This is a genomic window from Sphingopyxis italica (genome assembly GCF_011926545.1).
In the GTDB taxonomy this organism is placed as follows: domain Bacteria; phylum Pseudomonadota; class Alphaproteobacteria; order Sphingomonadales; family Sphingomonadaceae; genus Sphingopyxis; species Sphingopyxis italica.
The window spans coordinates 18,990-42,451 of record NZ_JAATIT010000003.1 but is presented as its reverse complement, the minus strand read 5'-3'; the positions used below and the strand labels follow the sequence as shown (position 1 = coordinate 42,451).

Here is a 23,462-nt window from a genome sequence, read left to right as displayed (position 1 = left end):
GGAGAGACAGGGTGAGCAGCGAGAGTGCGGCAGGAGCGGTGATGCGGCGGGCCTTGCCGTCGGCGATGGCGGTCGAGGCACTTGAAGCCGGGCCCTGGCGCGATTTGCTTCCGTGCTGGACGCTCGCCGGCGCGATCGAGGAGGCTGCGAGCCGATTCCCCGACAAGGCCGCGATCGTGCAGCTCGACGACGATGCCATGGGGTCGCCGCGTCTCAGCTTTGCCGAATATCGCGACCGGATCTTCCGGGCCGCCAATCTCTTTCGCCGCGGCCGAGGCGACGCCGAGCCCGTCGTCGCCGTGATCATGCCCTTCCTGCCCGAGGCGTTCGTCGCCATGTGGGCCGGCGGGATCGCGGGGCGCTATGTTCCGATCAACCCGTTCCTCGATGTCGAGCATGTCGCCGCCATCCTGAATGCGGCCAAGGCCGATATTCTCGTCTCCGTGCCGCCGGAACGGGGACGCGGGGTGTGGGAGCGGCTGGATGCGTTGCTCGAACGCGTGCCCTCGATCGCACAGGTCTGGCTGGCGGGGGCCGACGCGTCCGATGCCCGATGCTTCGAGGCGGCGCTTGGCCGCGAGGACAGCGCGCTCGGCTTCGTGCCCGCAACCGACCCTGCCGGCGTGTGCGCCTATCTTCATACCGGCGGCACGACCGGGAGCCCGAAGCTCGTTCGCCACACCCATGAAGGCCAGCTCTTCCAGGGCTGGCTCTGCGGCATGGCGATGGGACCCGAGGAAGATGTCATCTTCGGTCATGCCATGCCCAATTTCCACGTCGGCGGAGCGATCGCTTCGGGGACGCGCGGGATCGTCTATGGCCAGACCATCGTCACCCTGACCGCGGACGGCTTCCGCAATCCGGCGGTGATGCCGCGCTTCTGGGACATTGTGCGGCGCGAGGGGATCACCGCGATTGTCACGGCGCCGACGACGGCAGCGGGCCTTGCCGACGCCGAGGGCGACGGGCCCGCGTCGCTTGTGCGCTATACCACGGGCGGCGGGCCGCTCCCGCTCGAGGTGGCGCGCGCCTTCGACCGGCGCTTCGGCATCCAGCTGAAAGAGGTCTGGGGCGGCACCGAATTTCACGGCATCCTGAGCTTCCACTATGACGGCGGCGTGCCGCCGCGGCTCGGTTCGTGCGGCCGCGTGGTGCCCTTTCACCGGGTGATCTCGGCGGTGCTCGACGGCAATCGCTTCGTTCGCGAAGCCGCGGCCGACGAGCGCGGGGTGCTGATCGCGGCGGGGCCGACGCTGATCCCGGGCTATGTCGATCCCGCGGCGGACAAGGGCTTTTTCGTCGAGGGCGGTCCCGATGGTCTCGTCTGGGCGACGACGGGCGATATCGGAATGGTCGACGAGGATCATTATGTGTGGATCTACGGGCGCGAGAAGGATGTCATCATTCGCGGCGGCCACAATATCGATTCCGCGGCGATCGACGAAGTTCTCGCGCAGCATCCGGCGGTGCTGCACGCGGCGGCGATCGGGCGGCCCTGTTCTTCGAAGGGCGAGCTTCCGATCGCCTATGTCGAACTCAAGCCGGGCGCGCGCGTCGCCGAGGGCGAACTCGCCGCGCACGCGCGTGCGAAGATCCAGGAGCGCGCGGCTGTCCCGGTCGACATCATCCTGCTCGAGGCCCTGCCGATGACCGCCGTCGGCAAGGTCTCGAAACCGCACCTGCGCATCATGGCGATGGAAGCGGTGGGACGCGCCGCATGCCCGGGCCGGGATGTCGCCGTCGAGGAGAAGGGCGGCAAGCTCACGCTCGTCGTCACCGCCGAGGATGAAATCGACCGCGCCCGGATCGATCGCATTTTTGCGCCCTACACCTTTACGACCCGCATCGACCTCGCCGGAGCTTTCGCATGACCTTTCGCAGCCCGCGCACCCAGCTTCGCACCCACAGCGTCGAGAACCAGCCGCCGCCGCTCGAGGGCGCGAACGCCTTTCTCGCCGACCCGGCGCTCTGCGAAGCGGTCGCGCGCGAAGGCGGCGCCTGGGCGGCCGACGATCTCGCGGCGCTCGGCGCCAAGGTCTTCGACCCCGAATGGGTGCACAAGGCGGTGACGGCGAACCGCTATACCCCCGAGCTCAAGCGCTTCGACCGCTTCGGCCAGCGCGTCGACACCGTCGAATTCCACCCGGCCTGGCACGAGCTGATGGGGCTCGCCTATGAACATGAGGTGCATGCGCTGCCTTGGCGCACGAAGGAGAGCGGCGGCCATGTCGCGCGCGGCGCGGCCTCGATGCTCTTCGCGCAGCTCGAATGCGGCGTCCTCTGCCCGACCGCGATCACCTATGGCGTCGTGCCCATGATGTGGCAGCAGCCCGATCTTGCCGAGCAATGGGAGCCGCTCATGGTCTCCAAAGACTATGATCCGCGCCCCATCCCGCACGGCGAGAAGAGCGGCATCTCGATCGCCTTCACCGCGACCGAGAAGCAGGGTGGATCGGATATCCGCCGCAACATGACCGAGGCGAAGCCGGCGGGGCAGCCGGGGCCGGGCCGCGAATATATCCTGACCGGGCACAAATGGTTCTGCTCCGCGGCCGGCGCCGACATCATCTTCGTCGTCGCGCAGACCGAAAAAGGCCCGGGCTGCTTCCTCGTGCCGCGCTGGCTTCCCGACGGCACCCGCAACCCGATCTCGCTCGAGCGGCTGAAGGACAAGCTCGGCAACAAGTCGAATGCCTCGACCGAGCTCGAGTTCGAGGGAACGCATGGCTGGCTCGTCGGCGAGGAAGGGCGGGGCATTCCCGTGGTCATGGAGTTCATGCTCCACACCCGCTTCGACGTGTCGCTGGTGCCTGCCGGAATCATGCGGCTCGGCCTCGCCCATGCGACGCATCACGCGCGCAATCGCTCGGCCTTCCAGCGCCGGCTCATCGACCAGCCGCTGATGCGCAACGTCCTCGCAGATCTCACGGTCGAGAGCGAAGCGGCGACCGCGATGGTGTTCCGCATCGCGCGGGCCTTCGACGCGTCGCGCAGCGACGAGGGCGAACGCGTCTTTGGCCGCCTCGCGGTCGCGCTCTCCAAATATTGGCTCAACAAGCGCGTCGTGCCCTTCATCCATGAGGCGATGGAGGTGCATGGGGGCGCCGGTTACATCGAGGAGTCGGTAATCCCGCGCTATTATCGCGAGGCCCCGCTCAACGGCATCTGGGAAGGGGCGGGCAATGTGATCAGCCTCGACGTCCAGCGCGCGCTCCGCAAGGAACCCGAGGCCGCCAACCTCTTCTTCGACGAGCTCGCGGCCGCGAGGGGCGGCAACCGCCATCTCGACGCCGCGGCGGTCGGGCTCGACAGCCTCATCCGCGGCGAGCCCCTCGCCGACGCGAGCGCCCGCTATCTCGCCGAGCGCATGGCGCTATCGCTGCAGGCCGCGGCGCTGGTCCGTCATTCGCCGGCCGCCGTGGCCGATGCCTTTTGCGCCACGCGTCTCGGCGGCGCGGGCGGCGCGGCGTTCGGAACCTTGCCGGCGGGCGCGGACCAGGATGCGATCCTCGAGCGGAGTTTCGTCGCGGGCTGATCGGGTCAGCGGGCTTCGGCATCGAGCGCGCGCACCCGCGCGAGCTCGCTGCCGGAAAAGTGGCGCTGGCGGAGCGCATCCTGCGCTTGCCGATAGGCCGCATTGCCCTGGCCGCCATGGTCCGCGCGAAGCCGTTGATCTTCGCGGCGATAGGCAGCGAAGCGCTGCTCCCATCTGGCGCGCGCGCCGTCGAGCTCCGCGAGCCGCTCGGCCGCCGCCGCGCCATATTCCGACCGGCGCATCGCGGCGATATCCGCGTCCGACCCGCCCGCGGCGCGCAGCGCCTCCACCTTGAGGTGCAGCGCCGTGGGCGCTGCGGAAACCGTGCGGGCACTCCGTATCCCGGGCGGCAGCTCGGCGTCGATCGCGGCCAGCGCGCGCTGCCGCTCGTCCTGCGTCATCGCCGCATTGCGAAGGATGGTCATGCGCCGCAATTCGATGTCGGCGAGGTCGCCGTCGTCGCCGTAAAAGGCCTTGGCGAGATCGGGGCCGAGCATCATGGTCTGCAGGCTTCGCATCGCTGCGACCCTGGCGCCGAGATCGGCGGGCGCCGCGGTCCCGGTGGCAAGGGCGGCGCGCGCCGCGCTGCGGTAGGCGATATAGCGGTCGAGGACGGCGGCGATCTCGGCGACCGCGCTCTCGGCAAGCCCGCCGTTGATCGCGTGAAGGAGGATGCGCCCGCGCAGCACCTCCTCGCTCTCTTCGCCGCCCGCGCTCAAGAAATAATCGAAGACGCGCAGCGCATTGCGGTCGGGCACGAAATGGCCGCGCCCGTCGATCGTGAACCCGCCGTCGACCGCGGTTCCGGCGAGCGAGGAGGGCAGCGGTGCACGGGCGGCGGCCGGTATGGCGAGGCCGGCTCTCGTGTCGGGCCCGATGCCGCTCGCGGGAAGCGTCACGAGCGGGGAGGCTTCGCTCCCGTCACCCCTTCCGTTCGCCATGATCTGCCAGGCTGCGATGGCGGCGAGCAGCAGCCCGCCGCCCGCCGCGATCATCAGCGCCCGGCCGTGAGGCCGGACGCTGCCATTCGCTCGCGTCACAGGCCCGCCGTCTTCAGCCGGTTCGCATGGTTGCGATAGAGGGTGCGCGGATCGACCTCGAGGACCGAGGTCAGTCCGAAGAGATTATTGACCTCGTCGAGATGATTCATCCGGTAATTGTCGCGGATGACCGTGCCGAAATGGCTGGCGCATCGCTCGACCAGCCCGTCGTTCGGCTCGTCGTAGAACAGGCTGAGCGCGACCATCGCGGGGTCGCTCGGGTCATAGACATTGGTGAAGGGTGCGTCGCCCGACCAGCTATAGTTGCGGATCGGCCCCGCGCTGGTCTGGGTGACCGCCTGCCCCTGGCCGCAGGACGTCGTCGGCATGCCCGCCGGGAAGCTCGCATTGAAGGCCGCGATTCCCGCCGGCGAGAAATTCTTGAGCACCGCGGTGATGCTGATCGGGTCGGGGCTGCCGCCGAGGGAGCTCCAGACCATGCTGACGAAATTGCTGAAGGCGTTGGTGGCAGGCGTCGGAACGAGCTGGCCATTGACGTCGAAGGTGATGAGGTCCGAGCCCTTGTGCGGCGAGCCGACGGTGGTCAATGAGGCGACGAGGTCGGGGCGCACTGCGGCGACATAGCGGATGTCGAGGCCGCCCTGACTGTGCCCGATCAGGTTGAATTTGAGGCTGTTATTGCCCTTGATGGCTCGGATGTCATCGAGCTGGGCGATGAGCGACTCGCCGCGCACGACCGAGCTGTTGAACGGGCTGACCTGCGTCACATAGACTTCGGCGCCGGTCGATCGCAGATTTTCGGGGATGCCGTTCCAATAGGGGAGGACGCCGCCCAGCTCGTTAAAGCCCGCGAGCCCATGTTCGAGGACGATCGGATATTTGGTCCGCGTAAAATCGCAGTTCGTCCAGCAGATATCCCACGCCATCGCCGGCGTGGCGGCCAGCGCGGCGGCGAGCAACGCCCCCGCTTTCAAGAGCGTGCTGGTAAGCGTCTTCATAGTCCGTCTCCCGATTGTTTATCATTGTGGATCGGTCGGCGGGCGTGGCGGCGGGTCTCAGCCTTTCCCTTCGGACAGGAGCGGCTCGAGCCAGCGCCAGAGGTCGCCAACGACCTCGGCCCGGTTGGTCTCGTTCAGCATTTCGTGGCGCCCGCCCGCATAGAGGCGGCTCTCGACGGTCTTGCCCGCCGCCTCGTAGCGCTCGATCAGCGGCGTCACGCCGCCGAGAACGCAGTGGAGCGGATCCATGTCGCCCGAGAAGATATAAATGGGAAGGCTCGCCGGAATGGCCGCGAGCGCGTCCGCATCGGCGAGGCGCGGCCCCGCGGCAGCGAGCGAGGCGAAGCTCGCGTCTGTAAGGCCGAAAGCGCAGAGCGGATCGGCGAGATAGAGGTCGACCTCGGCCTCGTCGCGGCTCAGCCAGTCGAACGGGGTGCGCGCGGGTTCGAACGGCGAATTCAACGCCGCGATCAGCCCGGCGGGGTCGCCGCCCGCCGGAATATGGTCGACCGCGACCGATCCCGAGAGGATGAGACCGTCGAGCCGGTCGCCATGATCGATCGCCAGCGCCTGCGCGATCATCGAACCCATCGAGTGGCCAAGAAGGATGACGGGGCGGCCAGGCGCCGCCGCGCGGGCCCAGTCGACGAGCGCGAGAAGGTCGGCCTCGACACCCGCGAACCCGCCCTCGCCATAGTCGCCGAGCGAGGCTGCCGCGAGCGCATCCTCGCCATGCCCGCGATGGTCGATCGCCGCGACGTCGACCCCGCGGCGGATGATCGGGGCGAGCGGCGCGAGATAGCGGCCTGCATGCTCACCCATTCCGTGCGCGACGATCAACATCGCGCGCGGCGGGGCGCCGACGGACCAGCGCCGCGCGAGCGGGGCATGACCACCGCGCGCGGGCAGCCGGAAAAGCTCTTCCTCGATCGCGGCTTCGCTCACCGGAACCGCGCCGTCAGCTCGACACCGAAGCGGCGCGGATAGGGCACGGTAGAGAATTTGGTGAGCGTCGAGGGATCGATCTGGATGCCGGTCGACTTGCGGTTGTCGGTGAGGTTCTTGGCATAGGCGGCGATCTCGAAGCGGCCCGACGGCTCGACGAAGGCAATGCGCGCGCCGAGGTCCCAGAAGGCGGGGACGCGGAAATCGGCGCTGTTCGTTGCCGAAAAGTATTGCCGGGTGACGTTGGTAGCATCGAAATGGAAGCTCAGCGAGCCCTCGGCGCCGACGGGTACACGGTAGTCCGCAGCGAGGTTGAGCGTGCGGTGCGGCGCCTCGATCAGTTCGTTGCCCGAAAGATCGACGCCGTTGAGCAGCAACTCCTTATATTCGCTGTCGAGGAGGCCGAGTCCGGCGGTGAAGCTCAGGCCCTCGGCGGGGCGAAGCGCGGCCTCGATCTCGATGCCCTTGATCTCGGAGCGGCCGGCGTTGACGAGCTGCTGCGTGCCGATGCCGACGACGTTGATGAACTGCTGGTTGCGGAACTTGTAGAGGAAGGCCGAGGCGTTGAACGTCAGCATGCGATCGAACAATTGCGATTTCAGGCCGACTTCCCAGCTGTCGAGCTTTTCGGGATTGGCGACGTTGAGGTCGGCGGGGTTGGTGAGCGCGCCGCCGTTGATCGCGCTGCTGCGGTATCCGCGCGCGAACTGGCCGTAGAGCATGATGTCGTCGGCAGGCTTCAGCCGGACCCCGATACGTCCCGTCGGCTCGCCGTCGCTGTAGCTCTTGTCGGCCTGGACCGGGATGATCGGCGCGACCTGGAAATTGGTGAGCTGGCCCTTGTCCCATGTGTAGCGAAGGCCGCCATAGACGGCGAGGGCGGCGGACAGGTCGAAGGTGCCGTCGGCATAGACGGCATAGGAGCGGCGCGCCTGCTCATAGCTCTGGGTCAGCACGGGGAAGACCGGCGGGCCGCCGAAGAGAAGATAGGTCGTCTCGATGTCGATATCGTCGCGCTGGTGATAGAGGCCGACGATCGCGTTGAACGGGCCGCTGCCATTGGTCGAGAGGCGCAGGTCCTGGCTATATTCCTCGGTCTTCGATCCGAAATCGATGTGAAGCAGCGGGGCGATCGTGCCGTCGCCATCGACGAGGTTGAGGAAGCGGCCACCGATGTAGGAGCTGATCGAGGTCAGTGTGACACCGCCCAGATCCTTGTTCATCGTGAGGATCGCGCCGCGGCCGCGCACTTCGATCACGCCCGAGCGGTCGGTCGCGACCTGGTGGCGGGTGAGGGGCGTGCCGTCGAACGGATTGAGGCGGGGGTTGAGGCCGAAGGCATTGGTGCCGCCCGGGCCGAGGCCCTCGTTGATCGCGCCGATCGCGCGCGCGTCATTCTGGACCGCGAAGAGCCGCAGGGTCGCGTCGAAGCCGCTGTCGTCCTTGTAGCCGATCGTGAGGCGGCCGGCCTTGCGGTCGATGTTCGAGAGGTCGCGCCCCGCGGGGTTCACATTCTCGATATAACCGTCCGAATGCGCGACATTGAAGGCGAAGCGCACCGATAATTTGTCTTCGATCAGCGGCGCCTCGCCGGCGCCCTTGATTTCGGCGTAACCATATTCGCCATAACCGACGCTGATCTCGCCCTCGTTGCGGAAGGTCGGTGCGCGCGAGATGAAGTTGATCGCGCCCGCCGTCGTATTCTTGCCGAACAGCGTGCCCTGCGGGCCGCGCAGCACCTCGACGCGCTCGATGTCGAAGATCTGGGCGCCGCCGAGGAAGGAGGAGCCGACATAGACCTCGTCGTAGAAGACGCCGGTCGGCGAAATCGCGTTGAGGTTGAACTCGGGGGTCGAGATGCCGCGGATCGCGAACTTCGGCTGGCTCTCGTCGCCGAGCACCGAGACGCGAAGATTGGGGGTCTGCCGGGCGATCTCGGTGCCGCTGTCGATCCCGGCAGCTTCGAGCTGCGCGCTGCCGAGGGCGGTAACCGAGACCGGCACGTCCTGGAGCCGCTGCTCGCGCTTCTGCGCAGTGACGATGATAGTGCCGTCGTCGGGAGAGACGGCACCGTCGCTGTCGCTTTGCGCCCATGCTGCAGCGGGGGTGAAAGCGGCGCTCGCGCACAAGGCCGTGAGTGCGCGGCGGCGCAGTTTCCGAAATTCCATCCTGTCCTCTCCCGAACCTGCGGTCGCTGATGCGACTCGCCGTGCGCAGCCTGACGCTGCTCCGGCTATATTATGCAGTTTCTGTAAGATTCCAAGTTGGAAGTTTCAAAGTGGTAAATTGGTTTCCTGTCCAAAGGCTTCTTCGAGGAAGGCGAGTCCCGCGGCGAGCTTGGCCTGATCCATATGTCCGACGCGGCCGGTGAGGAATTTTGTTGCCGAAGCAATCATCGTGCTTACGAACGCACGTCCGTTCGAGGTGAGGCGCAGCACCTTCTCGCGTCCCGATCCCGGGCTCTCGATGATCTCGATCATCTCGTGCGGGGGACTGGCCGTGTCGCGGATGATCTTGGTGACGTTCGGCGGGCTCATTTCGAACCAGGTGCCGAGCTTCGCCTCGATGTCCTTGCGCGGCATCCAGCCATCGCTGCCCGCTTCGGAATGAAGGAGCCAGAGAAGGGCAGCCTGCTTCCGGCCGAGCTGGCCCTGGCCCATGGCCTGCTCCATCTCCATGCCGAACCGGTAGTGGACGGGGTAGAAATAGCCGAGCACGCGTTCGGCAAACGCGTCCGGCCCGGCGCGCCGCGCGCGCTTCCTTCCATTTTCACTCTCTTCCATTGACGCATCGTCCCCTTCGCCCGCTACCTTGCACGATGCAGCGGGGACGGCGCAAGTATGAGACCGGATCGTCGGCTAGCTTCGCGGCTTCAGCATCGCCGCCATCGCTGCGGCGACTGCGGGGTCGCGCGCGAGGCGCACGACATGCGCTTCCTCGAGTGCGAGCTGCGCGGGCAGGTCGTTGCCGCGCGCCGCGCGGGTAAGCGCCTTGATGGCGGCATAGGCCCCGCCGGGTCCCGCAGCGAAGGCCCGCGCGGCCGCCTCGGCGGCCGCGGGCAAGGCATCGTCCTCGACAACCTCGTCGATCAGGCCAAGCGAATGGGCCTCGCCGGCGCCAAGAAAGCGCGCGGTCATCAGGAGAGCGCCTGCCTGGCGCGGCCCGAGGGCCTGCGTCAGGAACCAGCTGACGCCCGCATCGGCGCTGAGGCCCAGCCGGGCATATCCCGTCGAAAAGCGCGCGGACCGGCCCGCGACGATGAGGTCGGCGGCGAGCGCGAGTCCGAAGCCGGCGCCGATTGCCGAACCTTGTACGGCGGCCACGACGGGTTTGGGCAGGCGGTAGAGCCGCTCCAGCATCGCGTGAAAACCGGTCGCCATCTCCTGCAGCTCGTCCGCGACGCGGTCGAGCTTGCCGGCGAAATGCCTGAGATCTGCCCCGGCGCAGAAATTGGTGCCCGAGCCCGCGATCAGGACCGCGCGAACGTCGCGATCCTCGGCTTCGGCCACCGCGCCCATGAGGTCGGCGATGAGGCCCGGGGTGACGGCATTGCCGTTTGCCGGCCGGTCGAGGCTGATCCGGAGCAGCCCCGCCTCATATTCGGTGACGACGCTCTCGCTGTCGGCCTTGCTGGTCATGACTGGCTTTCCTTCAGATAGGCGGCGCGGAGCGCGGTCTTGTAGAGCTTGCCGTTGGGCTGGCGGGGCAATTCGGGCGAGAGGTCGACCGAGCGGGGCACTTTGATCCGCGAAAGATGCGCGCGGCAATAGGCGATGATCTCGTCCTGGAAGGCCGCTCCGTCGTCGGGCCAGACCCTTGGCTGGATGACGGCCTTCACCTCCTGCCCGAAATCCTCGTTGGGGATACCAAACACCGCAGCATCGTCGACCTCGGGATGCATGACGAGCAATTGTTCGATCTCGGCCGGATAGACATTGACCCCTCCGGTGATGATCATGAAATCCTTGCGGTCGGCAAGATAGAGATAACCCTCCTCATCGAGCCAGCCCATGTCGCCGAGCGTCACCCAGCCGCGCTCATTATAGGCACGCGCGGTCTTTGCCGGGTCCTTGTGATATTCCATCGCGGGTCCGTTGGCGAAATAGATATGGCCGATCTCGCGCGCCGGCAGCGCCTTGCCATCGCCGTCCAGAATATGGAGGTCGCCAAAGACCGAGCGGCCGACCGATCCCGGGCGGGCGAGGGCCTCGGCGCTGTCGATCGACGTATAGCCGACCGCCTCGGACCCTGCGTAAAACTCCCAGACGATCGGGCCCCACCAGTCGATCATCTGCTGCTTGAGTTCCGGCGGGCAGGGCGCGGCCGCATGGATCGCGACGCGGTGGCTCGACAGGTCGTAGCGCGCCTTTGTCTCATCGGGCAGCCGAACCATGCGGTGGAGCATCGTCGGGACCCACTGGCTGTGGGTTACGCCGAAGCGGTCGATGGCCGCGAGCGCGCCCTCGGCATCGAAGCCTTCCATGATGATGTTCGTGCCGCCGGCGCGGTGGACCGCCATCGAATATTTGGTCGGCGAGCCGTGATAGAGCGGGGCGGGGGTCAGATAGCGCGTCGCGGCGTCGAAGCCATAGAGCTGCGTGAGAAGCGAGGCGAGGGGGTTTGGTTCGTCGCGTTTCGCACCGCCGCGCGGCTTGATGCCTTTCGGCCGCCCGGTCGTGCCCGACGAATAGAGCATGTCGGCGCCGACGGCATCGGTCGGTCCGACCGCGAGTTCGGCCTCGGTCTCGATCAGGGTGCGCAAGGATGATGTTCCTCCGGCTCCCGTACCGGTGAGAATCCAGTGCGCGACCTGCGGCAGCCCCGGTTTGATTTCGGCGATCAGACCCTCATGGGCAGGGGAGGCGATGACGATCCGCGAACCGCTGTCCTCGACCAGATAGGCCACTTCGCTTGCTGTCAGGCGCGTGCTGACGGGCGTGAAATAGAGCCCCGCATACCAGGCGCCCCATGCCACCGGGTGGTACATGATCTCGTTGTCGATCATCATGGCGAGATGATCGCCCGGTCCGAACCCGAGCCTCCGCAGCAGCCCGGCGAACCTGCGGGCGAGACTGTCAAGCTCGCTGTAGGTCATCGTCTCGCCGGTTGCGGCCATGATCGTTGCGGCGCGGTCCGGCGCGCTCTGCGCTACCACTTGCGGGTTCACGACCGGGCTCCCGCGAGCGCGGAGGCGCAGTTCGATGCCGTCATATCTCTCTCCCGATTCTTGTCGATTCTCCCGCATTATGCGCGGCGCGACAGATTATGCAAATTTTGAACACTTGCGATATTGAACAATCTTGCATAGGAGACGGCCCAACAGCAAAAGACGGATCGGGGAGAAGATTTTGGCCAGCCATGCAATCGATATGGCGCCGTGGAGCACGGCGCTATCGCCCGAGCATCAGCAGATCTTCGACGAAGCCGACCGTTTTGCCCGCTCGGAGCTGAGGCCGCTCGCGGCCCGGATGGACGATGAGGAATGGTGGCCCGACGCGATGTTTCGGTCGCTCGGCAACCTTGGCTATTTCGGGATCAGCGTGCCCGCCGAGCTAGGCGGAACCGGCGCCGACATCTTCACCACCGGCCTCGTTGCCCAGGCGTTCGCGCGCTCGAACCACGCCTTTGCGCTCGCCTGGGTGGTCCACGAGAATCTCTGTCTCGGCAACGTTTATGCCAATGCCAGCGACGAGCAGCGTGCGCGCTTCCTGCCGAAGCTGCTCAGCGGCGAGTGGATCGGGGCGCTGGGGCTCACCGAGCCGGGTGCCGGATCCGACGCGCTCGGCTCGATGCGCACGACCGCGCGGCGCGATGGCGACGATTATGTCCTGAACGGCGGCAAGATCTATATTACAAACGGGCCCGTCGCCGACGCGGTCCTTGTCTACGCCAAGACCGACATGGCGGCGGGTCCCAAGGGCATATCGGCCTTCGTCGTCGAAACCGACACTCCGGGGTTCAAGGTCGCACAGAAGCTCAAGAAGATGGGATTTCGCGGCAGCCAGACCGCCGAGCTTGTCTTCGAAGAGTGCCGCGTTCCCGCCGCCAACCGGCTGCGCGGGGAAAATCAGGGGGTCGCGGTGGTGATGAGCGGTCTCGACCTCGAGCGCGCGATCATCTCGCCGATCATGCTCGGCATCTGCGAGCGCGCGCTGGAACTCACGATCGAACATGCCAAGACGCGCGAACAGTTCGGTCAGCCGATCGCGGGTTTCCAGATGATCCAGGCCAAGCTTGCCGACATGTTCGTCTGGATCGAGACGATGCGCAGCTTCACCTATCAGGTTCTCGCCGAATGTACGGCCATCGCGCACGGTGAGGGCGGGCGCGGACGCATCCATGCGCTCACCGCCGCGTCGGTGATGTATGCCGCGGAAACCGCCAACCGCATTCTCAACGAGGCGGTGCAGATCCATGGCGGCACCGGCTATATCTGGGAAAGCGAGATCAACCGGCTCTTCCGTTCGATCAAGCTGATGGAGATCGGCGCCGGAACGACCGAAGTGCGCAAGCTCATCATCGCGGCCGATCTTCTCAAATGAGCGGCGCCGCGCGCACTGCGGCGAGCCGGCTCGCGCGCGAGCCGCATGCGCTCGCTCCCGATCTCTTCGCCGGCCGGACGGTGCTGGTCTCGGGCGGCGGGAGCGGCATCGGCATGGCGATCGCCTGGCTCTTCGGCCGGCTTGGCGCGCGTGTCGCGATCTGTGGGCGCTCGGCCGAGCGGCTGGAACAGGCCGCCGCCGACATGACGGCGCACGGGATCGACCTCCTCTGGATGCCGACCGATATCCGCGACGAAGAGGCGGTGGCGCGGTTGTTCGATGCCGTCACCGGCCGATTCGGATGGCTCGATGCCCTCGTCAACAACGCCGGCGGGCAATATCCGCAGGCCGCCGCGGACATCGTTCCCAAGGGTTGGCGCGCGGTTGTCGAGACCAACCTGACCGGTAGCTGGCTCATGATGCAGGCCGCCGCGACGCACTGGATCGGCGCGGGCCGGCCGGGGTCGATCGTCAACATCGTCGCGTCGAACGAACGCGGCATGCCCGGCATCATTCACAGCAGCGCCGCGCGCGCGGGGGTGATCAACGCGAGCAAGACGGCGGCAGTCGAATGGGCGCCCAACGCGATCCGCGTCAATTGCATCGCCCCCGGTCTCATCGAGACGCCGGGTCTCGACGTCTATCCGGACGAAGCCCGTGCCGGTTTTGCGAACGCCAATCCCCAGCGTCGGTCGGGTGACCCCTGGGAGGTCGCGCAGGCGGTGGCCTTTCTTTCAAGCCCGGCTGCGTCGTTCGTGACCGGGGCAACGCTGGTCATCGACGGTGGCGGCGCGCTTTCGGGCGAACTTTGGACCCATCGTCCCAGCCCCTATGATCGAGGAACAACGGAACAGTGAATGTGTCGGGTAAGAAGGCGCTCGTCGTGGGCGCATCGAGCGGAATCAATCTCGCGATCGCGAAACGGCTCGGCGAGCAGGGCGCGCGCCTTGCCGTCGCGAGCCGGACGCCCGAGCGCATCGCGGCGGCAGCGGAGGGGCTTCGCGCCGACGGTCTCGACGCGATCGGCATCGCGGGCGACGTGCGCGACGCGGCCGCGATGGAGGATGTCGCCGGGCAGGCGGCGCGCCACCTCGGCGGAATCGATATCGTCGTCTCGGGCGCCGCGGGAAATTTCTTCGCATCCGCCGAGGAGATGTCAGCCAACGGTTTTCGCACCGTCGTCGAGATAGATCTCATCGGCACCTTCAACGTCTTCAAGGCCGCGTTTGCGCATCTTACGCGGCCGGGCGCCTCGCTCGTCGCCGTGTCGGCGCCGCAGGCGCAGCGCGCAATGCGCAACCAGGCGCACGCCTGCGCCGCCAAGGCGGGCGTCGATATGCTCACCAAATGCCTCGCGCTCGAATGGGGCGCTCACGGTATTCGGGTAAACGGTGTCTCGCCGGGCCCGATTGCCGATACCGAAGGGCTGGCGCGGCTGACGGGCGAGGGCGATCTCGCCGATCGCGTGCAGGCGGCGCTCGCGCTTCCCTATTTCGGCCGCGGCAGCGACGTCGGCGATGCCGTCGCCTTTTTGTGCAGCGATGCCGCGAGCTATGTGACCGGCACGATCCTCGACTGCGACGGCGGCATGCGCCTCGGCGACCTGCCCGTCCCGTCCGGCTCGCGGTGACGCCATGACCTATCCTTTCGACAGCGTGCTCGTGGCCAACCGCGGCGAGATCGCGGCGCGCATCCTGCGAACCGTGAAGGCGAAAGGGCTGCGCGCGCTCCTGGTCGCGCACGTTGTCGACGGGCGGACTCCGGCCATGGCGCTGGCCGACGAGACGATGATGATCGAAGGCGACACTCCCGTCGCGGCCTTTCTCGACGGCGATGCGATCATCGCCGCGGCCAGGGCGATGGGCGCCGGCGCAATCCATCCGGGCTATGGATTTCTTTCCGAAAATGCCGCCTTCGCGCGCGCGGTCGAGGCAGCGGGGATCGTCTGGATCGGCCCAGCGCCCGAGACGATCGATCTCATGGGCGACAAGATCTCGGCCCGCCGCTTCGTTGCGGAGCGCGGCTTTCCCGTCGCGCCGTCGGTCATCGAGGAAGACGACCCCGGAAATTTTGCGGCGCATGCGCGCGCGGTCGGCGCGCCGCTGCTGATCAAGCCTTCGGCGGGCGGGGGCGGCAAGGGCATGCGCATCGTGCGCGATCTCGATACGCTCGAAGAGGAGATCGCGACCGCCCGGTCGGAAGGCGAGCGCTATTTCGGCGACGGGCGCCTGTTCATCGAGCGCTATGTCGAAAAACCCCGCCATATCGAAGTGCAGGTCCTCGGCGACGGCAAGGGCGGCGCGCTCCATCTTTTCGAGCGCGAATGCTCGCTGCAGCGCCGCTTCCAGAAGATCGTCGAGGAGGCTCCCTCGCCGGCGCTGGACGAAGCCGAGCGCCAGCGCATCTGCGAGGCGGCGGCCGGCATCGCCCGCGCCTGCGACTATCGCGGCGCGGGAACGGTCGAGTTCATCTATGGCGGCGGCGGCGAATTCTATTTTCTCGAGATGAACACCCGGCTCCAGGTCGAGCATCCGGTCACCGAGATGATCACCGGCGTCGATCTCGTCGAACAGCAGCTCGCAATTGCCGCCGGGGCTCCGCTGCCGGTGGGGCAGGATGGTCTCTTTCGTGAAGGCCATGCGATCGAGGTGCGTATCTATGCCGAGGACCCGGCGGCGGGATTCACGCCGACCACGGGCCCCGTGCTTCGCCTTGTGCCGCCCGCCGGCGCCCGCTTCGATGCCGGCCTGGTCGAAGGCGAACGGGTGCATGCCGCCTTCGACCCGATGATCGCAAAACTCATCGTCCATGGCGCCGATCGCGCGGCAGCGCTCGCCGCGATGGACAGCGCGCTCGCGCGCCTCACCCTCCTCGGGGTGACCACCAACATCAACTATCTCCGCCGCCTGCTCGCCGATCCCGATGTCGCGGCGGGGCGCATGCATACGGGGCTCATCGCGGAGAAAGCCGGGCTGGCTGGCGAGCCGCCGCCGAGCGCCGAGACGCTGGACGCGCTTTGCGCGCTCGCGGCGCTTGCCGTTCCCGACGTCGCGGCAGCGCTCGAGGCGGTGCCGGAGATGCACGCTGCGATGGGGAGGTGGCGGAACTGATGCAGGGATATTTGCGCATCGGCGACATGATCGCCCCGCTTTCGCTGTCGAAGGGGCCGAGGCTGGCCGATGGCCGTCTCGTTTCGCTGGGGGCGGACGGGCTCGACGTTGGCGGCGATCGCTGGCCCGTCGCCTATGCGCGCGACGGTGACCGGCTTTGGGTCCATCTTGGCGGCCAAATCCATGAGCTTGTCTGGGTCGACCCCGTCGCCTTTCATGAAGCGGCCGGCGCCGCCGGCGCCAACAATATCGTGGCGGCGCCCATGCCGGGCCTCGTTGTGCGTCTTATCGCATCCGAGGGGCAGGAGGTTTGCGAGGGCGATCCCTTGCTCGTGATCGAAAGCATGAAACTCGAGACGACCCTCCGTGCCCCGGCGGACGGTGCGCTCGCGCTCCAGGTCGCGGCCGGACAGGGGTTCGATCGCGGCGCGCCGCTCGCCACCATCACGCCGAAGGACTGACATATGCGGCGCATCATCAGCAGGATTTCGACGGCCTCGGCCGACTTTGCGGCCAATGCCGCGCACCACCGCGCCATTGCGGCCGACCTCGCCGAACGGCAGCGCAGCGCGCGCGAGGACCGGCCGGAACGGGACCGCGAGCGGCTTGCGCGGCAGGGGAAGATGGGGCTTCGCGAGCGGCTTGCGGCCTTGCTCGACCCCGGCACGCCGTTCCTCGAGCTTTCGACCCTGGCGGCAGGCCGCGCTTATGGGGGCGAGGTGCCCGGGGCGGGCCAGCTGACCGGGATCGGCATCGTCGGCGGCCGCGAGGTGATGGTCCGGGCCGACGACCCCGCGGTGAAGGGCGGCGCCTGGTATCCGCACTCGGTGAAGAAGATCGTCCGTGCGCTCGACATCGCGATCGAGAACCGGCTTCCCGTCGTCCATCTGTGCGACAGCGCCGGGGGATTTCTGCCGCTCCAGGCCGATTTCTTCCCCGACCGCTATCATGCCGGGCGCATCTTCCGGAACCAGTCGATCCTCTCGAAACTCGCGGTGCCGCAAGTCGCCATCGTGATGGGGCATTGCACTGCGGGCGGGGCCTATATCCCGGCGCTCAGCGACTACTCAGTGATCGTGCGCGGAACCGGCGCGGTCTTCCTCGGCGGGCCGCCGCTCGTCAAGGCGGCGACCGGCGAGGTGGTGAGCGTCGACGAGCTCGGCGGCGCCGACATGCACACCAGCGTCTCGGGGGTCGCCGATTATCCCGCGGCGTCGGAGGCCCATGCCATCGCGCTGGCGCGTGAGGTCCTCGCCTCGCTCGCGCCGCGGCCGAAGACGCGGATCGACAAAGCGGCCGCCGAGCCCCCGGCCTATGACCCCGAGGAGCTCTACGGTATCCTGCCGCGCGACCCGCGCACCCAGTTCGACATGCGCGAGGTGATTGCGCGGATCGCCGACGGCAGCCGCTTCCATGAATATCAGCCCGCCTTCGGCACGACGCTCGTCTGCGGCTTCGCGCGCATCTGGGGCTACAAGGTCGGCATCCTCGCCAACAATGGCGTGCTCTTCTCCGAGAGCGCGCTCAAGGGGACGCACTTCATCCAGCTTTGCGACAAGGACCGCACCCCGCTGCTTTTCCTTCAGAATATCACCGGCTTCATGGTCGGGCGCGACTATGAGCGCGGCGGTATCACCAAGGACGGCGCCAAGATGATCATGGCGGTCTCGGGCGCGAGCGTGCCCAAGTTCACGGTCAACGCCAATGCGAGCTACGGGGCAGGGACCTACGGGATGGCGGGCAGGGCGTTCGACAGCCGCTTCCTCTTCTCCTGGCCGCATGCGCAGGTCGGCGTGATGGGCGCCGAACAGGCTGCGAATGTGCTCACTGAGGTCAAGATGCGCCAACTCGCGCGCGAGGAGCGCACGCTCGGCGAAGCCGAGGCGGCAGCGATCCGTGAACCGATCCTCGCCGAATATGCCGACAAGGCGAGTGCATGGCATGCGACGTCCGAGTTGTGGGACGATGGCATCCTCGATCCGGTCGCGACACGCAACGCGCTCGGCATCGCCATATCGGCGGCGCTGAATGCGCCGATCGACGATCCGGCGCATTATGGCGTCTTCAGGATGTGATCAGCCGGCGCCTTCGGGTGTCGGCGGCGGCGCATCGCTGCTGAGCGGCTGGAAGGCGAGCTTGAAGAACTGGATGCCGCGATCGAGTTGCGTCTGGTCGACATGCTCGAGATGACGCCCGAGATAGTCAATCGACTGGCGGATGGACTCATCGAGAAAGGCGCGGCCCTTGGGGGTCAGGCAGACGAGCTTTTCGCGTCCCGATGTCGGGTTCTCGATCTGCTTTACCAGCTCGAGCGGCGGCCGGGTCAATTCGCGCAGGAGGTTCGACACGCTCGAATTGCTGATTTCGAACCAGGCCGAGAGCCGCTCTTCGATCAGCTTGCGGCGCAGCCACCCATCCTTGTCGCCGCGCGAATGGATCAGCCAGAGGATCGTGCCCTGCTTGCGCGATATGCGCCCCTGGCCCATCACCGTCTCGACGTCGATCCCGATCCGGTAGTGCATCGGATAGTAGAAAGACAAGAGATCCCCGAGGCTTGAGCGCCGTGGGTCGTTGCCGCGGGCCTCATCTGCCGATGCCGCGCCGGCGCGGCCGACGCTTTGCTGTCCCGATTTTTCCTGCTTTGCCATGAAACCCTCTCCGGCGGTGACTGTGCCATGAAGCGCAAAGTTTCAACAGTGAAATAATTTGATTGTTCAATTCTTGCATTATTTTGATTCTGCAGTTAGCACGATGCCGAGGCGGGCCAGCGAACGGTCGGCCCGACACGAGGCCGGCCAACGACGCCGGCGGGAAGGGAGAGATAATGCAAAAGGCGATCCGGGGCGCAGGCGCGTCCATCCTGATACTGGCGCTGCTCGGCGCCGCGCCCGCGATGGCGCAGGACAGCGAAACCGAAACCGAAACCGGCAGCGTCATCGCGCCGGGCGAGATCATCGTCACCGCGCAGAAGCGCTCGCAGCGTCTCCAGGACGTGCCGGTCTCGATCTCGGCCTTTTCGAGTGAGCAGCTCGAAGGCAGCGGCATCATCAACCTGACCCAGATCGCTCCGCGCGTTCCCGGCTTCTACGGCGGCAGCGCCGGCGCGACCCGGCCGCAGCTCTATATCCGCGGCATCGGCAGCCGCCAGTTCGACGCGGGCTCCGAGGCGTCGGTCGGCGTGTTCGTCGACGAAGTCTATCTCGGGCGCACCGCGGGCACGCTCGGCGCGCTCCGCGATATCGAACGCATCGAGGTGCTGAAGGGGCCGCAGGGCACGCTCTATGGCCGCAACACCATCGGCGGCGCGATCAACGTCATCACCAAGGGGCCGACCGACAGCTTCGCGGCCGAAGCCGAGGCGGGCTTCGGCAATTTCGATGCCTATAATGTCTTCGCCGCGGTCTCGGGACCGCTCCTCGGCGACACGGTCAAGGGGCGCATCGCCGGTTGGCGGACCTTCTCCGAAGGTTATATGAAGAACCCGCAGACCGGCAACCATGCCCAGGGCATCGACAATTATGGCGGGCGGCTGCGTCTCGATTTCGAGCCGAGCGCAGACATTCACATCAGCCTGATCGGCGAGCTGCTGCGCGACGACGGCTACTCCTTCTCGGGCAAGAGCGAGGGCACGATCGTCAATCCGAACGCGGTCTTCTTCGCGCGCGCCGGCGTGGTCCCGGTCAAGTCGCCCGGCCGCTACACCGAGCGCACCGACCGCGACAATCTGCTCGATCGCAATGTCGAGACCTTCAGCGGCAAGATCGATTGGGATCTCGGCCTCGGCACGCTCACCTCGATCACCGCCTATCGGCACAACCGCGCGATCGACGACCGTGATTTCGACAACACCTCGCTCGACGTCATTCAGCAGGTGAGCGACGAGCGGAGCAAGCAGTTCACACAGGAAATCCGCTTCGCGTCCGATCCGAGCGGGCCCTTGTCCTTCGGCGGCGCGGTCGACTGGATCGTCGGCGGCTTCTATTATGACGACCGCAGCACGCGCGTCGACACCTTCAATTTCGGCGCCGACAGCGTCAAGTTCGCGCTGACCGGCGCGCGCCAGACCGACGTCGCGGCGACGCGCTACCAGACCAAGAGCCTCGCCGCCTTCGCGCAGGCGACGGTGCATATCACGGGCACGCTCGATCTGACGCTGGGCGGGCGCTACACCGAGGACGACAAGGACGCGGTGTCGAGCGGCACGACCACCGCGCCAGGCATCCCGCTGGTCGCCGCCAATTTCACGACCGCGCAGGGCGGCAAGTTCAGTTCGTTCGATCCGCGCGTGACCTTGTCCTATCAGCCGACGCGCGACCTCAATTTCTACGCCAGCTACAATCAGGGCTTCAAGTCGGGGGGCTTCCAATATGTGCCTTTCTCCGCCGCGCAGGCGAATGTCGTGTTCGAGCCCGAGAGCCTCGATGCCTATGAAGTGGGCTTCAAGACCCAGCTTCTCGATCGCCGCCTGACCTTCAACGGCTCGGCCTATTATTACGACTATAAGGATCTCCAGGTGCTGCGCGTCGTCGCGGTTCCGGGCGGCGGCGCGGCCACCTTGATCACCAATGCCGCTACGAGCGAGATCAAGGGCTTCGAGCTCGAACTTGTCGCGCGGCCTTCGGACCGTTTCGAGGCCAATCTGAGCTACGCCTATACCGACGCCAAATATAAGAGCTTCCCGTTCAACGCGACGACCGACTTTTCCGACACGCGGCTCGTGCGGGCGCCGGTGCACTCGGTCAATGCCGGGGCGCAGTGGACGATCCCGTTCGGCGGCGACAACTCGCTCCAGCTGCGCGCCGACTATGCCTTGCTCAGCCAGTTCTTTTTCGAGCCGGGCGAAGGCAATGCGATCTACGGGACGACGACGCCGCTCGCGGTCCAGCCGAGCTACGGCCTGCTCGACCTGCGCGCGACCGCCCGGATCGGAGACTTCCGGGTGAGCGCCTTCGTGATGAATGCGACCGACAAATATTATCGGCGCACCGTGCTCGCGCTGCCGGGGCAGCTCGTCGGCTACCCCGGCGCTCCGCGCACTTACGGGCTGACGGTCGGCTGGTCGATGTGATCGACGGCTGGAGAGCGACCCGCCGGTGGCGGGTCGCTCCCGGCGGAGCCGCGGCGCGGATTCGTCGCCCCGGATCCCTGTAGGACAAAGCTTTCCCTTACCCCGTCATTAGGGCTTGCAACGGCCCCGGATTTCATCGCAAAGACTGATTTAGTAAATCAGTTAACATGTGAGGATGGTGTGATGGGGCCGCTGGCGGGATGCCGTGTTGTCGAGATGGCGGGTATTGGTCCCGCGCCCTTTTGCGGTATGCTGCTCGCCGATCTCGGCGCCGAGGTGATCCGTATCGACCGCACCGGCAAATCGGGTCTCGGGGTCGATTTTCCGACCCGTTACGATCTTCTCGGACGCTCGAAGCGCTCGATCGCGATCGATCTGCAGAACCCGTCAGGCCTCGGCGTCGCGCGGGCGCTGATCGGGCGCGCCGACATGCTCATCGAAGGCTTCCGTCCCGGCGTGATGGAGAGGCTCGGGCTCGGCCCCGAGAGCTTCGAGGCCGAAAATCCGGCGCTGGTCTATGGCCGGATGACCGGGTGGGGACAGGATGGCCCACTTGCGCCGAGCGCCGGCCATGACATCAACTATATCGCGATCACGGGGGCGCTCGACGCGATCGGCCGCGAAGGCGCGCCGCCGACGATCCCGCTCAATCTCGTCGGGGATTTCGGGGGCGGCTCCCTCTACCTCGTGATCGGCCTGCTGGCGGCCCTGACAAGCGCGCGGGCGAGCGGGAAAGGGCAGGTCGTCGACGGCGCGATCGTCGATGGCGTCAACCATCTGCTGACCATGCAATATGCCTTCTCCCAGATGGGGGCCTGGGGCGGCGGGCGCGGCACCAACCTCATCGACGGCGGCGCCCCCTTTTACGACACCTATGAAACCGCCGACGGCCGCCGTGTCGCGATCGGCCCGGTCGAACCGAAATTCTTCGCTATCCTTGTCGATAAGATGGGATTGGCCGGAGCGGACCTCCCTTCGCAGAACGACCGCAAGGCCTGGCCCGAGCTTCGGCTCCGCCTCGCCGACGCCTTCCGTACAAGAACCCAGGCCGAATGGTGCGACCTGCTCGAGGGAAGCGATGCCTGCTTCGCGCCCGTTCTGACGCTCGCAGAAGCGCGCGAGCATCCGCATAACCGCGCGCGCGGCGCGATCGTCGATGTGGACGGTGTCGCGCAGCCCGCGCCCGCGCCACGTTTCCTCGGAACGCCCGCGGGGCCCCCGCGCCCGCCGGTCGCGCCCGGGACCGACACCGACGCGATCCTGCACGACTGGGGCGTCGCCGAAAGCGAACGCGACGCCTGCCGCGCCGGCGGCGCCTTCGGCTGAGCGGCACGATGGCGGGCGTGTCCGGCCTCGACCGGACGCTCACTGAACCAGCGTCACCGTCGAGTGCCTCGGCGTGTCGGACTATCGCCCATTTCACGGGAAAAGCGGCTGGCGGTCTAATGAGGCCAGTTCATTACAAAGCGGTCGACAGGGTCCGGGGCGCGCGTCATAGGTAGGGGATGACGAGTTTACAGCCTGCCAGGGCGCCGCGCGCGCCGCGCCGCGGTCCCGCCAACCGCCTCCCGCCCGAGCGGCGCATCGCCGAAATCATCGCCGCTGCGCGCGCGCTTCTCGCGGAACGCGGCTACGAGAATTGCGTGATCAGCGATATCGCCGAGCGCGCCGGGGTCGTTGAGGGGACCATCTACCGCTATTTCGAGAACAAGCGCGATCTCTTCATCAAGGTCGCTGAAAGCTGGTTCGAGGAACTGCTCGGGCAGCAGGAGGACGTTGCCCATGTCGCCGGTACGCAGGAGCGGCTCCGCCGCACGATCCGCCGCGCGCTCTCGATCATCCGCCACGAGCCCGCGCTGACGCGCTTCGTGCTGATGGAACTAAGGCCCGACCCCGATTACAAGAATCTTCGGCTTTACCGGCTGAACCGCGCCTTCGTGTCGGGGGTGATGCAGGTCCTCAAGGAAGCCCATGCGAAGGGCGAGATCGACGGGGCGCTATCGCTTCCGCTGCTGCGCGACATGATCTTCGGCGCGATCGAGCACCAGACCTGGGCCTTCTTGCGCGAGGAAGGGGATTTCTCGGTGGACGAGACCACCGACGGCATCACGGCGGTGGTGTTCCGCGGCATGCAGCCGGTGTCGGTCGGCGCGGCCGGCGCCGACGATATGGCGGCGCGCATGGAACGGATGGAAGCGGCGATCGCGCGGATCGAGGCGCGCTAGGCGCCGGCAGTTCCCCAACTGCCGGCGCCGGCGGCGGT

At 66.9% G+C, this 23,462-nt stretch carries 19 protein-coding genes; 11 read left to right on the top strand and 8 right to left on the bottom strand.

Going from position 1 to position 23,462, the window contains the following annotated elements; genetic code table 11:
• Nucleotides 1-11: 11 nt before the first annotated feature.
• Both GGR90_RS11415 and GGR90_RS11410 read left to right on the top strand, forming a co-directional pair.
• Nucleotides 12-1,871, top strand: a complete 1,860-nt coding sequence (locus tag GGR90_RS11415) for an AMP-binding protein (RefSeq protein ID WP_167921591.1) — start codon at nucleotides 12-14, stop codon at nucleotides 1,869-1,871.
• Nucleotides 1,868-3,535, top strand: a complete 1,668-nt coding sequence (locus GGR90_RS11410; RefSeq protein WP_167921590.1) for an acyl-CoA dehydrogenase family protein — start codon at nucleotides 1,868-1,870, stop codon at nucleotides 3,533-3,535. Before GGR90_RS11415 ends, GGR90_RS11410 begins: the two co-directional genes overlap by 4 nt.
• A 5-nt stretch (nucleotides 3,536-3,540) precedes the next feature.
• Here GGR90_RS11410 and GGR90_RS11405 read toward each other — a convergent pair whose 3' ends face one another.
• From GGR90_RS11405 to GGR90_RS11375, 7 genes are all read right to left on the bottom strand, one after another.
• Entirely contained in the window at nucleotides 3,541-4,575 is a 1,035-nt protein-coding gene (locus GGR90_RS11405; RefSeq protein ID WP_167921589.1) for a lipase secretion chaperone, read from the bottom strand.
• The gene (locus GGR90_RS11400; RefSeq protein WP_167921588.1) at nucleotides 4,572-5,534 is read right to left on the bottom strand and encodes a lipase family alpha/beta hydrolase; all 963 of its coding nucleotides are present in this window, start codon (nucleotides 5,532-5,534) and stop codon (nucleotides 4,572-4,574) included. The genes GGR90_RS11405 and GGR90_RS11400 overlap by 4 nt, the downstream gene beginning before the upstream one ends.
• A gap of 57 nt (nucleotides 5,535-5,591) precedes the next feature.
• Nucleotides 5,592-6,479: an alpha/beta fold hydrolase gene (locus tag GGR90_RS11395; RefSeq protein ID WP_054734988.1), complete on the bottom strand. Its 888-nt coding sequence runs from the start codon at nucleotides 6,477-6,479 to the stop codon at nucleotides 5,592-5,594.
• Complete coding sequence (locus GGR90_RS11390; protein ID WP_167921587.1) at nucleotides 6,476-8,647, bottom strand: TonB-dependent receptor; 2,172 nt, start codon at nucleotides 8,645-8,647, stop codon at nucleotides 6,476-6,478. Before GGR90_RS11390 ends, GGR90_RS11395 begins: the two co-directional genes overlap by 4 nt.
• A gap of 105 nt (nucleotides 8,648-8,752) precedes the next feature.
• Entirely contained in the window at nucleotides 8,753-9,262 is a 510-nt protein-coding gene (locus tag GGR90_RS11385; protein ID WP_167921586.1) for a helix-turn-helix domain-containing protein, read from the bottom strand.
• Between the two features lie 75 nt (nucleotides 9,263-9,337).
• Nucleotides 9,338-10,117 carry an enoyl-CoA hydratase/isomerase family protein gene (locus GGR90_RS11380; RefSeq protein WP_167921585.1) on the bottom strand — a complete coding sequence of 260 codons (780 nt, stop codon included), beginning with the start codon at nucleotides 10,115-10,117 and terminating at the stop codon, nucleotides 9,338-9,340.
• Nucleotides 10,114-11,646, bottom strand: a complete 1,533-nt coding sequence (locus GGR90_RS11375; protein WP_167921584.1) for an AMP-binding protein — start codon at nucleotides 11,644-11,646, stop codon at nucleotides 10,114-10,116. The genes GGR90_RS11380 and GGR90_RS11375 overlap by 4 nt, the downstream gene beginning before the upstream one ends.
• Nucleotides 11,647-11,827: 181 nt before the next feature.
• Here GGR90_RS11375 and GGR90_RS11370 point away from each other — a divergent pair, with 181 nt between their 5' ends.
• The 6 genes from GGR90_RS11370 to GGR90_RS11345 are packed head-to-tail and all read left to right on the top strand — an operon-like array spanning nucleotide 11,828 to nucleotide 18,206.
• Complete coding sequence (locus tag GGR90_RS11370) at nucleotides 11,828-13,021, top strand: acyl-CoA dehydrogenase family protein (protein ID WP_245198639.1); 1,194 nt, start codon at nucleotides 11,828-11,830, stop codon at nucleotides 13,019-13,021.
• On the top strand, nucleotides 13,018-13,878 hold the full coding sequence (locus tag GGR90_RS11365) for an SDR family oxidoreductase (RefSeq protein WP_167921583.1): 861 nt from the start codon (nucleotides 13,018-13,020) through the stop codon (nucleotides 13,876-13,878). The genes GGR90_RS11370 and GGR90_RS11365 overlap by 4 nt, the downstream gene beginning before the upstream one ends.
• A 2-nt stretch (nucleotides 13,879-13,880) precedes the next feature.
• Nucleotides 13,881-14,651: an SDR family oxidoreductase gene (locus GGR90_RS11360; protein ID WP_342449932.1), complete on the top strand. Its 771-nt coding sequence runs from the start codon at nucleotides 13,881-13,883 to the stop codon at nucleotides 14,649-14,651.
• A 4-nt stretch (nucleotides 14,652-14,655) separates the two neighbouring features.
• On the top strand, nucleotides 14,656-16,131 hold the full coding sequence (locus tag GGR90_RS11355; protein WP_167921581.1) for an acetyl-CoA carboxylase biotin carboxylase subunit: 1,476 nt from the start codon (nucleotides 14,656-14,658) through the stop codon (nucleotides 16,129-16,131).
• The gene (locus GGR90_RS11350; RefSeq protein WP_167921580.1) at nucleotides 16,131-16,592 is read left to right on the top strand and encodes an acyl-CoA carboxylase biotin carboxyl carrier protein subunit; all 462 of its coding nucleotides are present in this window, start codon (nucleotides 16,131-16,133) and stop codon (nucleotides 16,590-16,592) included. The genes GGR90_RS11355 and GGR90_RS11350 overlap by 1 nt, the downstream gene beginning before the upstream one ends.
• Nucleotides 16,593-16,595: 3 nt before the next feature.
• Complete coding sequence (locus tag GGR90_RS11345; RefSeq protein WP_167921579.1) at nucleotides 16,596-18,206, top strand: acyl-CoA carboxylase subunit beta; 1,611 nt, start codon at nucleotides 16,596-16,598, stop codon at nucleotides 18,204-18,206.
• On the opposite strand, the gene GGR90_RS11340 is transcribed toward GGR90_RS11345, so the two are convergent.
• Nucleotides 18,207-18,779 (bottom strand): helix-turn-helix domain-containing protein, encoded by a 573-nt coding sequence (locus tag GGR90_RS11340; protein WP_167921578.1) that lies wholly within the window; start codon nucleotides 18,777-18,779, stop codon nucleotides 18,207-18,209.
• A 176-nt stretch (nucleotides 18,780-18,955) separates the two neighbouring features.
• On the opposite strand from GGR90_RS11340, the gene GGR90_RS11335 reads away from it, so the two are divergent.
• The 3 genes from GGR90_RS11335 (at nucleotide 18,956) to GGR90_RS11325 (ending at nucleotide 23,424) form a co-directional block, all read left to right on the top strand.
• The gene (locus tag GGR90_RS11335) at nucleotides 18,956-21,199 is read left to right on the top strand and encodes a TonB-dependent receptor (protein ID WP_167921577.1); all 2,244 of its coding nucleotides are present in this window, start codon (nucleotides 18,956-18,958) and stop codon (nucleotides 21,197-21,199) included.
• 183 nt (nucleotides 21,200-21,382) lie between these two features.
• Complete coding sequence (locus tag GGR90_RS11330) at nucleotides 21,383-22,525, top strand: CaiB/BaiF CoA transferase family protein (protein ID WP_167921576.1); 1,143 nt, start codon at nucleotides 21,383-21,385, stop codon at nucleotides 22,523-22,525.
• Nucleotides 22,526-22,704: 179 nt separating this feature from the next.
• A complete protein-coding gene (locus tag GGR90_RS11325) occupies nucleotides 22,705-23,424 on the top strand; it encodes a TetR/AcrR family transcriptional regulator (RefSeq protein ID WP_167921575.1) in 720 nt (239 codons plus the stop codon).
• Nucleotides 23,425-23,462: the final 38 nt, after the last annotated feature.

Excerpts from the sequence above, each read along its gene's own strand:
- GGR90_RS11340 (WP_167921578.1), bottom strand. The coding sequence starts at position 18,779 with ATGGCAAAGCAGGAAAAATCGGGACAGCAAAGCGTCGGCCGCGCCGGC.
- GGR90_RS11335 (WP_167921577.1), top strand. The coding sequence starts at position 18,956 with ATGCAAAAGGCGATCCGGGGCGCAGGCGCGTCCATCCTGATACTGGCG.
- GGR90_RS11390 (WP_167921587.1), bottom strand. The coding sequence starts at position 8,647 with ATGGAATTTCGGAAACTGCGCCGCCGCGCACTCACGGCCTTGTGCGCG.
- GGR90_RS11325 (WP_167921575.1), top strand. The coding sequence starts at position 22,705 with ATGACGAGTTTACAGCCTGCCAGGGCGCCGCGCGCGCCGCGCCGCGGT.
- GGR90_RS11365 (WP_167921583.1), top strand. The coding sequence starts at position 13,018 with ATGAGCGGCGCCGCGCGCACTGCGGCGAGCCGGCTCGCGCGCGAGCCG.
- GGR90_RS11345 (WP_167921579.1), top strand. The coding sequence starts at position 16,596 with ATGCGGCGCATCATCAGCAGGATTTCGACGGCCTCGGCCGACTTTGCG.
- GGR90_RS11355 (WP_167921581.1), top strand. The coding sequence starts at position 14,656 with ATGACCTATCCTTTCGACAGCGTGCTCGTGGCCAACCGCGGCGAGATC.
- GGR90_RS11410 (WP_167921590.1), top strand. The coding sequence starts at position 1,868 with ATGACCTTTCGCAGCCCGCGCACCCAGCTTCGCACCCACAGCGTCGAG.
- GGR90_RS11380 (WP_167921585.1), bottom strand. The coding sequence starts at position 10,117 with ATGACCAGCAAGGCCGACAGCGAGAGCGTCGTCACCGAATATGAGGCG.
- GGR90_RS11400 (WP_167921588.1), bottom strand. The coding sequence starts at position 5,534 with ATGAAGACGCTTACCAGCACGCTCTTGAAAGCGGGGGCGTTGCTCGCC.
- GGR90_RS11330 (WP_167921576.1), top strand. The coding sequence starts at position 21,383 with ATGGGGCCGCTGGCGGGATGCCGTGTTGTCGAGATGGCGGGTATTGGT.
- GGR90_RS11385 (WP_167921586.1), bottom strand. The coding sequence starts at position 9,262 with ATGGAAGAGAGTGAAAATGGAAGGAAGCGCGCGCGGCGCGCCGGGCCG.
- GGR90_RS11350 (WP_167921580.1), top strand. The coding sequence starts at position 16,131 with ATGCAGGGATATTTGCGCATCGGCGACATGATCGCCCCGCTTTCGCTG.